Source organism: Streptomyces sp. NPDC088350, from assembly GCF_044753545.1.
In the GTDB taxonomy this organism is placed as follows: domain Bacteria; phylum Actinomycetota; class Actinomycetes; order Streptomycetales; family Streptomycetaceae; genus Streptomyces.
The window spans coordinates 84202-99861 of the sequence record NZ_JBIVNL010000009.1; the positions used below are offsets into that span (position 1 = coordinate 84202).

Sequence of the window (15660 nt, forward strand, 5' to 3'; positions counted from 1 at the left end):
AGCCCCAGTTCATCGAGTCGTTACACTGACGAGGTGCCAAAACAGCCGCGGCGGATCACCCTGCGCGACATCGCGGAGGAGACCGGGCTCTCCGCCGCCGCGGTGTCGTACGCGCTGCGCGGTCTTCAGGTACCGCCCGAGACCCAGCGACGCGTCCGCGAGGTGGCCGACCGGCTCGGTTACCAGGCCGACCCGATCGCCCGCGCCCTGGCCTCCGGCCGTACGGGATATGTCGGGGTGCTCTGCGGGTCGCTCGCCGACGTGTGGCAGCAGGACATCGCCGCCGCTCTGGGCCGTAGGTTCCTCGGCGTCGGTCGGCACGCCCTGATCGTCGACGCCTCGAACGACCCCGAACTGGAGGCGACCCTCGCCTCCCAGCTGGCCGACCAACGCGTGGACGCGCTGATCGTGCTGCCGGTCGACCCGGCCGCCGCACACTGGAAAGAGGTCGCCCGGCGGACGGTACTGACGTCCATCGGCGACGGGTTGCCCGGGGCGGCCACCGCCGCGGAGGTCGTCTTCGACAACGAGGCCGGGGTCACCGACGCCCTCCACCGGCTCGTCGACTGCGGGCACCGGAGGATCGCCGTCATGACTCCGAGCCGGCCCACCACACCCGACCGCCCCGCCGAGGCGATCGCCCACCAGGTCGCGCAGAGCCTCGGGCTGGACGTCACACTCCACCCCTCCCCGCACGACCTGGACGGCGCCACCGCGGTGGCGCGCACCGTACTGAGTTCACCGAATCCGCCGACCGCCTTCCTCTGCCTGGCCGACTCGATGGCCTACGGCGTCTACGCCGGAGCCCGGGAACTGGGGCTCGACGTACCCGACGACGTCTCGGTCATGGGCTTCGACGACCACCCGCTGTCGCGGCTCCTGACACCCCCGCTGTCCAGCTACCGGTGGCCGGCTGACCTGCTGGTGGACCTGGTGGTCAAACGCACGGTCAAGGCGATCGACGAGGACAAGCTCAGCCGTCGCAAAGTGCTGGCTCCGGAGGCGAAGCCCCGCGGTTCGGTCGCTCCGCCGAGGACCGCGCGTCGGTAGGACGGCGGTCTGCGGTCTGCGGTCTGCGGTCTGCGGTCTGCGGTGGGTACGAACGACGGTCGCCGAAGCCGTCGAAGCGGGCGGTGAGGAGCGGGACCTGAACCACGGGGGGCGCTCATCGAGCAATACCATCGTGCCGCCGCCCGGGACGGCCTCCCCATGCAGGCCACTCGGTCGGGTGACGGACAGGACATCGTCACTGCTCGCCGGACCGAAAAGTGCCGTTTCCGGGCTTCGTGGCCAGATCCCTCCTATCGTGGGACGACACAGTGACCCTCGGCGTCGAAGCGGGCAGGCCATGCAGGATCCGGAGATCGACTACGCGGCGGTCTTCCGCGCCCTGCCCGGCATGGTGGCGCTGCTCACCCCCGAGCTGGTCTACATCGACGCGAACGAGGACTTCGAGCGTCTGTCGGGACGCAAGCGCGAGGAACTCATCGGCCGCTACATCTTCGACGTCTTCCCCGAGAACCCCAAGGACCCGGCGGCGGCCGGCATGCGCGAGACCCGGGAGTCGATGCTGCGCGCGGCGAGCACCGGCGAGCGCGACACCATGGCCCTGCTCCGCTACGACATCGAGGACCCCCAGGGGTCCGGCCGGTGGGTGGAGCACTTCTGGAGCCCGGTCAACGCGCCCGTGCGCGGCACGGACGGCAAGGTGATGCTGATCGTCCACCGGGTGGAGGAGGTCACCGAGTTCGTCCGGGCCTTCGGCGGCCGAGCCGACTACCGACGGGCCCGGGTGCTGGAGGCCGAGCTGTACACCCGGGCCCGTGAGCTGCAGGAGGTCAACGAGCGGCTGCGCACGGCCCACGCCCATGAGCGCGAGGTGGCCCTGACCCTGCAGGCGGCGATGCTGCCCCCGCCGCGGCCGGTCGGCCATCACCGGGCGGCCGTCCGCTACCAGCCCGCCGTGGGCGGCCTGAACGTCTGCGGCGACTGGTACGACCTGGTCGACCTGCCCGACGGCGGAATGGCGGTCGCCGTCGGTGACGTCGTCGGGCACGGTCTCGCCGCCGCCTGCGTCATGGGCCAGCTGCGCAGTGCCCTGAGCGCGGCCTGCCGGGTCGCCGACGGACCGGGCGCCGCCCTTGAGGCCCTCGGTCTGTACGCCCGTTTCGTCGAGGGCGCCGAGTCGGCCACCGCGGTGACGACGTTCATCGACTGGGACGACCACACCATCACCTACAGCTGCGCGGGCCATCCTCCCCCGGCCCTGCTCGATCCCGACGGCACGGTGACCTTCCTCGACCAGGCCACCGAACCGCCCCTGGGGGCCAGACCCGAGCATGTCGTCCGGTCTCAGACGAGCACGCCCTTCGCCGAGGGCGCCACCCTCGTGCTGTACACCGACGGACTGATCGAGCGTCGTACGGAGGACATCGACCGCGGTCTGGCCCGCCTCGCCGACTCCCTCACCCACCACCGGCACGCGGAACCCGAGCCCCTGGCCGACGCCCTGCTCGCCGATCTGCTCCCCGCCGACGGCAACACCGACGACACGGCCCTGATCGTCCTGCGCCTGTGACGACGGCTTCGCCCGACGCGGGCACGACGAACTGTCCGGCCGGCCGGAACTCGTAGCCCGGCGCACCGCCGGGCAGCCCCGTGCGAGCACCCGAGCACGAGCCCGGCGGGGCGCCCGGTCGCCGGTCTCACCAGTGGCTCCTCGCAGCCCGTCCACAGCTTCCCCGGCCGATTGTCAGTGATCGCCGCTAACGTTCCCCTTGTCGTCGCACAGATGTCGGGGCATCCCGGCTGAACTGTGCTTTCTTCTGGCTGTGTTGATGTGGAGGCGGGGGCATCGTGGGTTGGCTGTCGGCGGGTGACGGGTATGAAGTCGCCCTGGTGGAGGGGCGGGTGGCGGCGCGTGCCACCGGGGGCCGGGCAGCGGGGCGGCAGTTGAAGTCCCTGCCGCGCGCGCTCAAGGACCACCCCGAGGTGGACCGGCTGCGGCGGTTCGCCGAATGGCTGGATCGGCACGCCGCGGGGTGCGTCGCCCAGGTCGACTCCTGGATGGTGTCGTCGCTGCCCGTCCCCACCGGCCTGCTGGTCCGCGTATGGCCGGACGAGGCCTGGCAGTCGGCCCTGCGCGACCTGGCCGTGGTCGGCGACGACCCCGACGAGGTCGGCTTCCTGCGCGGCACCACCGAGGACGGCGAGCTGCGGGTGGTGAACCTCGACGGCGAGACGGTACGGCTGTCCCCGCGCACGGTGACCCTGCCGCACCCGGTGCTGCTGCCGGACCTCGACGACATCCGGGAGTTCGCGGCCGAGCTGGGCATCGTGCAGCGCGTCGAGCAGATCCACCGGGCGACCTGGCGGCGCCCCGACGACCTCGCCGCCAAGGCCACCGAGGTGCGGGAGTTCAGCGGCGGCTCGTTCCGCTCCCGCTTCGCCCTCGCGGCGCGCGCCAGTTCGCTGGGTTACCGCGTCTCCGGCGGCTACTCCACGGCCCGGGTGCGTGACGGCGGGCGCACCGTCGAGGCCTCCGTGTGGATCGGGGAGCCGTACTGGGAGGACACGGTGGAGACCGGTGGCCTCAGTTGGCAGGACCAGGACGGCCGTGCCCTGCCGTTGCGGGAGGTGGGACCGGTGGCCTGGTCCGAGGGGATGCGGATGGCGGCGGCGCTGTACGCCGGGCGGGACATCGAGAAGGGCAAGGACGCATGAGCGGGGGGACGCAGGTGTCGTACGAGGACATGCTCGCGGCGGGCGCGGTGCTGCCGGCGGACGCGGAGGGCGCCGGTGAGCGGGCGGTGCCGTTGACGGCGCGCACCTACCGTCACCCGGGTCTCGACGACCGGGTGGTGGTGCGGCTGGTCGCCGGGGAGTTGGGGGCGGCGGAGGACCTGGCCGCCGGTTTCCTCGGCCTGGAGCAGGACGCCGAGCCGGTCGTGGTGGGTCTGGGGCTGCGTCAGTCGCTGGGGTTCCCGGAGTGGGTGCTGGTGCACCACCCCGAGGACGGACATCACGCGCTCGGTGTCGTACCGGACCTGGAGCGGGCGGCCCGGCAGGTGAAGTCCCGGCCCAAGACCGCTCTGGACGCCTATCTGGAGCTGGGCTCGCGGCTGGCGGCCTCCGTCCCGCACTTCCTGCCGACGTTCTACGAGCAGGCGGGCCGGGTGTTCCTCGCCGAGGAGAACGCCACTTACGCTGCCCAGTTGTTCACCCGGGCCCGCAAGGCCGAGGCGGAGCACGGGCTGGTCATCGAGGAGGACCGCCTCGACGCGGTGTTCCTGGAGTTCGCGCTGGCGGGCGCGCTGCCGGTGAAGGTGTTGTCCTCCTACGGCAAGGAGTTGGCCGCCCGGGTGCCGGCGGAGGAGGCGCTGCGGCGCTTCACCCGGCTGTGTCTGCGCCGCACCGCCGGTGGTCTGCCGCCGTCCGCGCAGATGGCCGGCGACCTGCGCAAGCTGGCGCGCGCCGCCGGTCAGGACGCCGACCTCGCCGAGCAGGAGTACCTGTCCGAGCTGCTCGGTCTGCCGGCCACGCTGCGTGCCGCGGCCGGTTGGTGGAAGGGTCACCGTGCCGCGCTGGTGGCGCTGGCCGCGCGGGAGCGGCGGGTGCGGGGCACCCTGCTCGACATGCTCCCTGCGGGCTCCGACGACGAGATGCCCGCGCTGTGGCTCCAGGTGCTGGAGGACTCCGGTGCCACGGCGGGGTTGTGGGACGCCGGCCTGCCCGAGGAGGAGCGTCCGCGGGACGGCACGGCGGGCTGGCTGGAGCGCTTCCTGACGTTCCGGGAGCGGGCCCGGTCCTGGCGCGGCGCGACCCGGATGCCGCGGCTGTACCCGCTGGTGGAGCGGGCGGTGGACCGGCTGCGGGCCGAACTCGCCGCGTCCGGCGGCGCGTTGAAGGTCACCCACGACATCGATCTGATCGACCTGCTGCTGTCCCTGGACCTGCCGGTGGCCGCTCCGGAGCGGAACGGCGGCCTGCCGCTGGAACAGTGGGCGCTGGGGGACGGGCATCGGGATCTGCTGTTCCTGGGCGCCGACGCCCGGTTCCACGACGCTTTCCTGAAGGGCGCGGACCGGTTCAGCGACGACGACCAAGGGCTGCGGGCCATCCGGCTGCTGGCGCAGTCGCCCGGCTGCCGTCCGCTGCTGGCCCAGTGGGTGCGCACGGTCGTCGAGCGGTTCACCGCGGTCGGTCTGCCCCAACTGCCCGACGCGCTGGCCCGTTTGAGGTGGCTGCCCCCGGAGGCGCTGGCGCTGGCCGAGGCGGACGTGCGCGAGGCGGTCGCCACCGATCTCGCCCCCGTGCTGGCACGCACCCTGCGCGCCGGGCTCTTCGACGAACTCGGCTGGCCCGCCTGGGAGGACGCGGCGGCCACCCTCGTGCCGAAGAGCCGGGTGGAGGACCTGATCGTCGCCGACGCCTGGCCCCACCTCGTGGTGGCCGGCGAGGCCCAGGCCCGCGTGATCGGCGCCGAGGGCACCCTCCTCACCCACGACCTGCGCCTCCCCAAGGACGACCGGTCCGGCGACCCCGGCTTCCACCATGTCGACGGCGAACTGCTCGTCTACTGGAACAGCCGCAACGACGGCCTGCGCGGCTACTGGCACACCCGTGCCGACCGCGTCGAGAAGCTCCAAGGCCCGCGCGGTACCCGCGGCACCGACATGGACTGGTACAAGGGCGACTTCCCCATCACCCTGCCGTTGGCCGGGGGCGGCCGAACCACCGGGCGTGGTGTGCTGCACGCCGGGGACACCACCGTGCCCGAGGAGCGTCCGCTGCTCTTCGACGGCTCCAACTACTGGGTGTGGCACGCGGATTCCCAGGACCGGGAGGCGCACGGCTGGTATGAGTACGACCCGGCCACCGACGAGCGCGGACGCATGAGCCGGCCCGCCTTCCTCGCCGACGCGCTGCGCGACGCCCCTGCGGGCAGCGGCCTCACCGGCGGCCGGCTGCGCCCCTCCCCCACGAGCGGCACCACCCCCGCCTGCGCGCCCGTCGACGGGCTCGTCGGCCTGCGCAGGCTGGAACTCCCCGACGGTTCCACGCGTGTTGAGGATCTCGCCGGACGCACTCTCACACTGCCCGCCGAGGCGGGACGGCCGTACACGCTGGTGATGTTCCCGGGCGCCGAGCGGCCCACCGCCGTCGTCCGCAACGGCTGGCGGCTCAACCTGGTCGACGCGGACGGCGTCGTCACCGCCTGGGCGCAGACCGACCGCACGGCGGGCGTCTTCGGCGAGGGCTCTCTGCTGCTGCCGCCGGTGCAGTACTGGGAGTGCCTGACCCCGCGCGACCCGGACGGCTCCGCAGGACTGCGTCGCATCGACCGGGACACCGCCGCCGCGCTGCTGTCGGCCGCCACCGCCAAGGAACCCGAGGCGCTCCCCGCCACGATCCGCGCCCTGCTGCCCGTCACCCACCCGGCTCTCCTCGCGGGCATCGCCGGGGTCGTGCGGTACGCGGCGGCCCAGCAGGCGGTCCTGGACACGGCGGCGACCCGGCTCACCCTGGCCCTGGAGGGCGGCGTGGAGGACGAGGGTCCGGCCGGTCCGACGGACAGCCTGCTGCGCGACGCGATGAGTGGTCTCGGCGCGTCGAACGGCTACTGGTGGAACCGCGACGACCAGACCGACAGCGTCTTCCGCACCCTGCGGATACTGACCCGTGCCGCCGACGCCGTACCGGAGCCGTCCGATGGCCGACTCCATCTCGACGGGCCCGAACTGCCCGCCGGGCAGCCGGAGTTGCCCACCGTGCTCGGGCGAATGACGGCCCTCGCCTACCGGGCCGCGGTCGGCACCACGGCCGACGAGCACCGCGAGGCGCTGCGACAACTGCTCGCCGGATTCGACCGGTTGGGGCTGGGACGGTCCGGGGCGCCCGGTCGCTGGCGCTCGGTGACCCTGCACCTGGACGCGCACCGGCTGCGCCCGGCCTCGGGCGACTGGCGGGAGGGCTCCTGGAACGGCCTGCTGCCGCTATTGGACGGCGCCTTCGTCGCGGTGACCGGACACGGCTCCCGGGACGACGACGGCTGTGACTTCACGGGGCTGTTCCACGATCCGGCAGGGCGGTTCGCCGCTCCGGAGCCGTACAAGGTGCTGGCCTGTGACCCGATCGGCGAGGACGAACACCCGGGCCGGCTCGGCGCTTTCCTCGCCGCCCTCGCCGAGCGCGGTCCGGCACCGTGGTTCCCCGAGGCCGCCGAGGAGTTCGCCCGGCTCACCGGCGTCACGGAGACCATGGCCCGGCTCGTCGTCGCCGGGCTGCCGGGAGTCGACGCCTATGAGCGGGCCTTCCTCAGCACCGAGGCCCGCACCGTCATCGGCGTGAAGGTCGCCCCGGCGGCGGTCGCCAAGGACGAGCTGCGCGGCATCGACAGCGCCGTCCGCGCCGCGGTCGTGGCCGCGCTGCTGCCCGCCGACCCGGCCCGCCTGTGGACCGAGGGCCCGGACGTGGCGTCGGCCGCCGCCGTGTGGAACGACCGGCTCGGCAAGCGTCCCGCCATCCCCGAGGACCTGCTCAGCGACGCCGTCCGCGCCCTCAAGAACGCACCGTGGGCCGTACGGGAAGCCCTGCCCGCGCTGCTGGATCCGACCCGTGCCCCGCAGCTCAGCCGGGACCTGCGGTGGGAGGTCAACGGCGACCGGGTGCGGCCGGTCGGCAACGGCACGGACGGGTTCACCACGCAGACCCTGGTCGGCTCGGTCGGCCTCGCCGCATGGCTCGCCCACCGGCTGCCCGCAGGCGACCCGATCCGCGCCGCGCTGCCGCCCGTGCTCACCGCCGTGCGCCAACGCCTCGCCGCCCCCGGGCTCCTGCTCGACCTCGGCCCGTACATCAGCCTCTCCGCGTTCCGGAAGACGGCGGGCACCCCCACCGAGACCGGCCCGGGCTTCGAGCGCTACGGCGCCGTCGTCCTCGCCACCCACGACGACCAGCCGGCCCCGGGCATCCGTGTCGACCTCCTCGACGAGGCCGGCCAGGACCCCTACCTGCCCGCGACCCGCGTCGACGACCAGCCCTTCCCGGCCGAGATCGCCCTGCGCCTGGTCCGCGACGCCCGTTTCGCGGCCCTCCTCGCCGACCCCGGCGAGCCGATGGCGGGCGACCGGGACAAGGACGGCACCTGGTGGCCGCAGGACCCGGGCCGCTCCGTGCCCGACCTGGTCACCGAGGCGGCGAAGGAGTACGGCCTCGGCGAGGACGCGGCCACGCTGTATCTGATGCTGCTCGCCATGCCCGACCCGACCGACCGCACGACGGCTCGGTGGACGGGATGGAAGCCGGCCCGGCTCAAGGCGGCCCGCGCCGAACTGGCCGCCGGCGACCTCGTGGTCGAGGCCACCCGGACCAGGGCCGGCCGCTCGCTCTTCCTGCCCGGCGGCTGGGCCGAACAGCCGGTACCGCACGTTCCCCTGGAGCGCTGGAAGCTGCCGCTGTTCGACATCGTCGACGGCGATCGCGCGTCCCTTGGCGTGATCGTGCCGACCGAACCGGTCGCGGACCTGTACCGCAGAGCCTGGCAGCGGGTCCGCGACGGCGACGCTCCCCGGTTCGAGGAGCTGAAGGTGCGCCGGGGCCGCCGCCGTTGATGGTCTCCGCACAGGGGGCACCCGACAACACCGGTGGACGGCCCAAGGCGCCCAACACTTACCTCACGGGGGGGCGCCCGGCCTCACCGACGCCCCCTCCCCTGACGACGAACAGACCTACCCAGCAAGGACATTCATGACCCCGACCGACACGGCGACGGCCCTGCCCGACCGGCAAACCCTGCCCGCCGAAGAGCGCCACGCCGCCGAACTCGCCTTCCTCGCCGCCCACGACGAGGGCCCGCGCCCGCCCGGCTGGCTGCTGACACCGCGCTCCGTCATCACTTTCGTCTGCGGCAGCGCAGGCGAACCCCTCAAGCTCGCCAAGCCCCACGAGACACTGCCCCGTGAACTCGTCATAGCCCCCAAGTTCGTCGGTGAACGCGCCCTGGTGGAGCGGTGCGTGGTCACGCTCGCCGGAGAACGCGGACTGCTGCTGGTCGGTGAGCCCGGCACAGCGAAGTCGATGCTCTCCGAGCTGCTGGCGGCGGCCGTCTGCGGCACCAGCGCGCTCACCGTGCAGGGCACCGCGGGCACCACCGAGGACGCCCTGCGCTACGGCTGGAACTACGCCCTCCTCCTCGCCCAGGGCCCAACTCCTCAGGCACTGGTGGACTCACCCGTGCTCAGCGCGATGCGCTCGGGACGGGTGGCGCGCGTCGAGGAGATCACCCGCTGCCTGCCCGAGGTGCAGGACGCGCTCGTGTCGATCCTCTCCGACCGCCGGATGAGCGTGCCCGAGCTGTCCGGCACGGACGACGCGCAGGTCGCCGCCGCCCCCGGCTTCACCGTCATCGCCACCGCCAACCTGCGCGACCGCGGTGTGTCGGAGATGTCCGCCGCGCTCAAGCGCCGCTTCAACTTCGAGACGGTGCAGCCGATCGCGGACGTCGACGCCGAGACCGCGCTCGTGAAACGACAGGCCACCGCGGCGGTCGAGCGGGCGGGCGCTGCCTTCGCCGTCGACGACGCGGTGCTCGACGTCCTGGTGACCGTCTTCCGTGATCTGCGGGCCGGGCGCTCGGTGGAGGGCTGGGACGTGGAGCGCCCAGGTACCGTGATGTCCACGGCGGAGGCGGTGCAGGTCGCCGTGTCCCTCGGGGTGGCCACCGCCTACCTCCCCGCCGGCGACACCCTCGATCTGGTGCCCGGCCATCTCCTGGGCGTGGTCCGCAAGGACGATCCCACCGACCACGCACGCCTGTTGGGCTACTGGGACGGTCCGGTGCGCCGCCGCGCCGAGGACGGCTCCGCGACCTGGCGCCGCCTCTGGGATCTGCGGGAGAACCTTCGGTGACGCTCGCTCTGGATCCCAGGGCCGCGCTCGACACCCTGGCCGACTCCGTGGTGCCGTATCTGCTCGGCGTACGCCACCACAGCCCGGCGCTCGCCGCCGCCGTGCCCGCGCTGCTGGACGCGGCCGGAGCCGAGGTGGTGTGCGTGGAGTTGCCGGCGGACTTCCAGCCGTGGCTCACCCATCTCGGCGCGCCCGGCACGCTCGCGCCGGTCGCGCTCGCGGGTGCCGGTGAGGACGGACGGCTCGGTTTCTACCCGTTCGCCGACTTCTCGCCCGAACTCGCCGCGGTCCGCTGGGCGCGGGAGCGGGGAGTGGAGGTGGCCTGCTGCGATCTGCCGATGGCGGATGCGCGCTGGCACGCGGAGGAACCCGTACGCGCCGGGGCGGCCGACCGGTCGGCGCCGGTCTCCTTCGCGCAGGCGCTCACCGCGGCCGGTACCGGTCGTGACGGGGACGACCTGTGGGACCGCAGCGTGGAGGTCCTCGCCCCCGGCTGCGCCCCCGAGTCGCTCCGCCGGGCCGCCCTCGGCGTCGGCTGGGCGCTGCGCCAAGACGCCGAGTCCTCGGGCGGGGTGCCCGCGGTGGACCTGGCGCGCGAGGCGCACATGCGGGAGACGATCGGCCTCGCGGCGGCCGGCGGACGCCGGGTCGCGGCGGTGATCGGCGCCTTCCACGCACCGGCTCTGGCTGACGTGACGGACCTGGCGGACGGGCCTGAGCGGGCATCGGTTGGCGGCGCCGCGGTGCACGGGGCTCCGACGTCAGACGCGGCGGCGGCACATGGGGCGCCGACGACCGACCCCACGGGGGCGCAGGAGACGCCAACGCCCGGCCAGGCGGGGGAACTCGGGACGCCAACGACCGACCAGTCGGGGGCACTTGGCGCGCCGACGACCGACCGCTCGCGGGCGGACAGGGCAGCATCCGGCGGACCGGTGCTCCCGGGGGCGCCCTCCCCCGTCGCCACCTCCCTGGTCCCGTACGCGTTCGATCTGCTGGACTCCCGGTCCGGTTATCCGGCCGGGATCCGCGACCCACGCTGGCAGCAGGCGGTGTTCACCGCTGGGGGCGACCCCGATCTGCTGTACGACGCCGCCGCACGGGCCATCACGGGGGTGTGCCGGGAGTTGCGCGCGGCCGGGCACACCGCGGGGACGGGCGAGGCCCGTGAGACGCTGCGCGTGGCCTGCGACCTCGCCCGGTTGCGCGGGCTCCCGGCGCCGGGCCGGGGCGAGGTGTTGGAGGCCCTGACGTCCGTGATGGGGCAGGGCGAGCCGCTCGGCCGGGGCCGGGCTCTCGCGCGGGCCCTGGAAGTGGTCCTGGTGGGTACCGAGCGCGGCCGGGTCGCGCCGGGCACCCCGCGCTCCGGGCTCGGCCCGTCCGTCGAGTCCGAACTCGCCGCCCTGCGACTGCCCGGTCCGGACGATCCCGCCCGGCGTGAGCTGCGCCTGGACCCGCTCCGTTCGGCGCTCGACAACCGGCGCGAGATCCTCCTCCGGCGGCTCGACGTGTGCGGGGTGGGATACGGCGAGCCCGTGGAGGTGGCCGGTACGGGCGACGCCGCCGCGCTCACCACCCGGTGGCGGCTGGCGTGGGTGCCGTCCGTGCCGGTCCGGCTGGACCTGGCCGGGGTGCGGGGCGTGACCGCCGCGCTGGCGGCCGAGGGAACGCTGCGGGAGACCTTCCGCAGGGAGTCGGCGGAGGGCGGCCCCACATGTGCCCTCGTCCTGACGGGACTTCGGGACGCGGCCCGCTGCGATCTGCCCGTCCTGGTCGCCCAGCGGCTGACGGAGGCCGCCGAGGTGCTGCCCGCCTCCGCGACGCTCCCCGAGATCCTCACCGGACTGGATCTGCTGGAGGCGCTGCGCCGGGGCCATCTGCCCGGCGTCACACCCGAGACCCGCCGGGCGGCAGGCGTGCTCGCCGCCGACCTTCTGGAGTCGGCGGTACGGTCCCTGCCGGGTCTGGCGGGCAGCGACGACCCGGAGGAGGCTGCCGCGCTCGTCGCCCTGGCCGCGCGCGCCGGCGACCAACGCCTGGGCCTGCGCATGGACGAGGCCCTGGACGGCCTCGCACACACGGGTTCCCCGCTCGTCCAGGGAGCCGCCCTCGCCTGCCGTGTCCTGCTCGACCTGGACGACGCCGACACTCTCGGCGCACGGGCCGCCGGTTGGATCGATGCCGCCACCGGCCCCGAGGCACGGCGCGCGCTGGCTCGTAGGCTCGCCGGACTGCTGACCGGGGCCGCACCGCTGCTCCAGTCGGCGCCGACCGCGCTCGACCCTTTGCTCGACCGGGTCGACACGCTGGCCGACCAGGCGTTCCTCGATCGGCTGCCCGCCCTGCGCGGCGGCTTCGACACGCTCTCCCCGGCCGGCCGTGACCGCCTGCTGCACACGGTCACGGAGAAGCTGGGCGATCGCCTCGACCTGACGCTGGCCGCCTCCCCGCACCTGCTGGCCCTGTGGGCGGCGGCGGACGAGGCGGGCCGTACGGCGGCGGAGGCCCTGTGGCCGACGCCCCGGACAGCTGAGCTGTCAGCCCCCGCGACAGCCGACGTAGGCGCTGTGCCGACGCCCAACCCGTCCGACGTGGACGAGCCGACCGACGGCGTACCACGTCTCTCGCCGACGGACCGGTGGCGCCTGCTCCTGGGCACCGAGAGCGACAAACTCCCGGCAGGCGCCCGCCGTTACGCGCACGCGCTCGACGAGTTGTACGGCACGGGTCGCGGCGAGGGCTCCTCGGACCTGGGCCGGGACACCGGTCGCGGCGGCGGGCAGGACGCCTCCTTCCCGACCGCGCGCGAGTGGGCCGAGGAACTCCAGGCGCTGTTCGGCGCGGAGGTACGCGAGGAGGTTCTCGCCCGTGCCGCCGATCAGGGGCGCAGCGATGTGCTGGCCGAACTCGACCCCGCGGCGGTACGTCCCTCGGTGGATCTGCTGACGTCGGTGCTGTCGCTGGCGGGCGGGATGCCCGAGCAGCAACTGGCCCGGCTGCGACCGCTGGTGCGCCGGCTGGTCGACGAACTCGCCAAGGAGCTGGCCACCCGGCTGCGGCCCGCGCTGAGCGGACTGGCCACCCCGCGTCCGACGCGCCGTCCGGGAGGCCGGATCGACCTGCCGCGCACGCTGCGGGCGAACCTGGTCCACGCCCGCAGGAGGGCCGACGGCAGCACCCTGGTCGTGCCGGAACGGCCGGTGTTCAGCACCCGCTCGCGCAAGGAGGCGGACTGGCGGCTGATCCTGGTGGTCGACGTGTCCGGGTCGATGGAGGCCTCCGTGATCTGGTCGGCGTTGACCGCTGCCGTGCTCGGCGGAGTGCCCACGCTCAGCACGCACTTCCTGGCGTTCTCGACGGACGTGATCGACCTGACGGACCGGGTCGACGACCCGTTGTCGCTGCTGCTGGAGGTACGGGTGGGCGGCGGCACCCACATCGCGGCCGGTCTGGCCCACGCCCGCTCCCTGGTGACCGTACCCAGCCGGACCCTCGTGGTCGTGGTGAGCGACTTCGAGGAGGGCTACCCCCTGGGCGGACTCCTCGGCGAGGTACGGGCCCTCGCGGGATCCGGGGTGCATCTGATGGGCTGCGCCGCCCTGGACGACACCGGCACCCCGCGCTACTCCGTGCCGGTGGCTCAGCAACTCGTCGCGGCCGGGATGCCCGTCGCCGCCCTCAGTCCTCTCGCCCTTGCCCGCTGGGTGGGCGAACGCCTCCGCGGAGAGTCCCGATGAACCCCGAACTGCCACCGGTGGCACCCGAGTTGGCCGCTGCCGCCGTGGAGGCCCTGACCTCCCGGCTACGCAAGAAGCTGGACGCCGCGATCGAGACGTACGTCGCCGCACCCGTCACCGTCGAGGGCACCGTACGACGGGTGCGCTGCGGTGAGGACGCGGAGGTCGTCCTCACTCCTGGTCCTTCCGGAACGGTCAGGGATGCCGAACAGGCCGTGTGCACCTGCCTGCTGGCCCCGAGGTGCCTGCACCGTGCGGCCGTGCTCGGCGCGTGTCCGGTGGCGGACGCGGAGACGGCCGTGGACGTGAACGCGACGACCGAGGCGGCCGGCGCACACGCGATGGCCCATTCGGTCGGCAGCTCCGCGGAGGGCGTGCGTCCGGAGCCCGACACCACGGACATCACCAGCGCCGACGTTGGCCAGGCCGTCGCCGCAGTACCCGGACCGGACACGGCCGAGGCGTCGCCACAAACAGGTCCCACGGGTCCCACGGACGCGCAACTGGCCGCCGCGCGCGCACTCTGGACCGCCGCGGCCGCGGTACTGGCCGCCGGGGTGCCCGCTGCCGGTGCGGTGGCGCAGGCGGAGGTGTTGCGCGCCTCGCACACCGCGCGCCTCGCCGGGCTGCACCGCGCCGAGGCGGCGGCGCTGCGTGTGGTCCGTGGCCTGCGGGGCGCCCGGTCCCGTCATGACGGCCACCGGCTGGCCGACCTGGTCGCCGACCTGCGTGAACTCCTGTTGACCACAGGCCTGTTGGCGGCAGCGGAGCCAGCCCCGGCACTCGTCGGAACCGCCCGACGCGCCTACCGGCCGGAAGGCGCTCTGCGCGTGCACGGGGTGTGCCGGGAGCCGGTGATCTCCGCCACCGGGTACGGCGGGGTCGTCACCCATCTCATCGCCGACGACGGACGCTGGTTCACCGTCGCGGACGTGAAACCGGGCGGTCCCGCCCGTGCACGCGGTGCCGCCACGGCCACCGTGGCACTCGGTTCGGGCAGCCTCGACCATGCCGGGCTCTCCCGTGGCGGGCTGCTGATTTCGGGGGCGACGCTGTCGTCGGACGGGCGTCTCGGCGCAGGCAAGGGAGTGCGGGCGACGCCGGTCGCGGGCCGGTCCTGGACATCGGGCCCGTTGGCCGCGCTGTTCGCCCGACCACTTTCCGAGGCCGTCGCCGCCCGGCTCGGGAACGTTCCGGTGAGCGACCCGGAGGGGGCCGCGCGGACGTCTGGTGAGCTGATCGGCTGTGACCTGGTCATCGTCGGAGTGGTCGACCAGCATGTGCTCGCACAGGAGTTGATCTCCGGCCGGGCGGACACGGACGGCCTCCTGATCCGCCTGCTGCCGTCCAACGGCCACCCCGACCTCGCCCACACCGCGAACCTTCGCCGACTGGCGTCCCGCCCCGGGCTGCGGCTGCGCGTCGTCGGCCGCCTCGACCCCGACCGCGCGGCCACACTCCGGCCGCTCGCCGTCGGCCCGCTGCCGGACGAGAGGACGGCGACCCTGCGTCTGCCGGTGGAGTGGCTGGGCCACGCCGATCTCGGCTACGACCGCGTCGAAGGCATCCATCTGCCGCCCGCCGACGCCCTGCCGGAGATATCCGGACTCCCCCGCGTCCCGCCGGACCCGGTGGCCGAGGCGCCGTTGTGGCGGCTGCGGCGGTTGGTCGAGGTCGCCGTGTCCGGCGGTCGTAGGGCCGCCGCCGAGCCCGCGCGCGACGGCGATCGGGCCGGGGCCGTCGCGGCGCTGCGGCGGGCCGGTTTCCGGACCGCCGCGGACCTGTCGCACACCCTCGCCGCGGAGGCGGACCGGCGCACCCGCGATGTCTTCGGCCGCACCGAGGAAGCCGACCCGGACGGGTACGCACGCGCCTGGCTCGCGGCGGCCGTCTACCTGGCCGGCACGGAGCGGGCGCTGGTCCGGGCCACATGGCAGCCGCCGCAGACGGCCTGACCACCGGGGCGGAACCGTTGCCCAGGAAGCCGGCGACGGGCCGGCGTCCACCCCGGATG

General features: G+C 74.3%; 7 protein-coding genes. All 7 read left to right on the forward strand.

Going from position 1 to position 15660, the window contains the following annotated elements:
- Positions 1-33 precede the first annotated feature (33 nt).
- The 7 genes from ACIQBL_RS30645 to ACIQBL_RS30675 all read left to right on the forward strand — a co-directional run bounded on the left by ACIQBL_RS30645 (position 34) and on the right by ACIQBL_RS30675 (position 15601).
- Positions 34-1050, forward strand: a complete 1017-nt coding sequence (locus ACIQBL_RS30645; RefSeq protein ID WP_401947064.1) for a LacI family DNA-binding transcriptional regulator — start codon at positions 34-36, stop codon at positions 1048-1050.
- A gap of 298 nt (positions 1051-1348) precedes the next feature.
- Positions 1349-2578: a PP2C family protein-serine/threonine phosphatase gene (locus ACIQBL_RS30650; protein WP_401947067.1), complete on the forward strand. Its 1230-nt coding sequence runs from the start codon at positions 1349-1351 to the stop codon at positions 2576-2578.
- Between the two features lie 278 nt (positions 2579-2856).
- Positions 2857-3723, forward strand: coding sequence for a DUF4132 domain-containing protein (locus ACIQBL_RS30655; protein WP_401947069.1), 867 nt, complete (start codon positions 2857-2859; stop codon positions 3721-3723).
- Positions 3720-8612: a DNA-binding protein gene (locus ACIQBL_RS30660; protein WP_401947071.1), complete on the forward strand. Its 4893-nt coding sequence runs from the start codon at positions 3720-3722 to the stop codon at positions 8610-8612. Before ACIQBL_RS30655 ends, ACIQBL_RS30660 begins: the two co-directional genes overlap by 4 nt.
- A gap of 136 nt (positions 8613-8748) precedes the next feature.
- Positions 8749-9909 (forward strand): AAA family ATPase, encoded by a 1161-nt coding sequence (locus tag ACIQBL_RS30665; protein ID WP_401947073.1) that lies wholly within the window; start codon positions 8749-8751, stop codon positions 9907-9909.
- Positions 9906-13646 (forward strand): DUF5682 family protein, encoded by a 3741-nt coding sequence (locus ACIQBL_RS30670; RefSeq protein WP_401947076.1) that lies wholly within the window; start codon positions 9906-9908, stop codon positions 13644-13646. The genes ACIQBL_RS30665 and ACIQBL_RS30670 overlap by 4 nt, the downstream gene beginning before the upstream one ends.
- Positions 13643-15601, forward strand: a complete 1959-nt coding sequence (locus tag ACIQBL_RS30675) for a hypothetical protein (protein ID WP_401947079.1) — start codon at positions 13643-13645, stop codon at positions 15599-15601. The genes ACIQBL_RS30670 and ACIQBL_RS30675 overlap by 4 nt, the downstream gene beginning before the upstream one ends.
- Positions 15602-15660 lie beyond the last annotated feature (59 nt).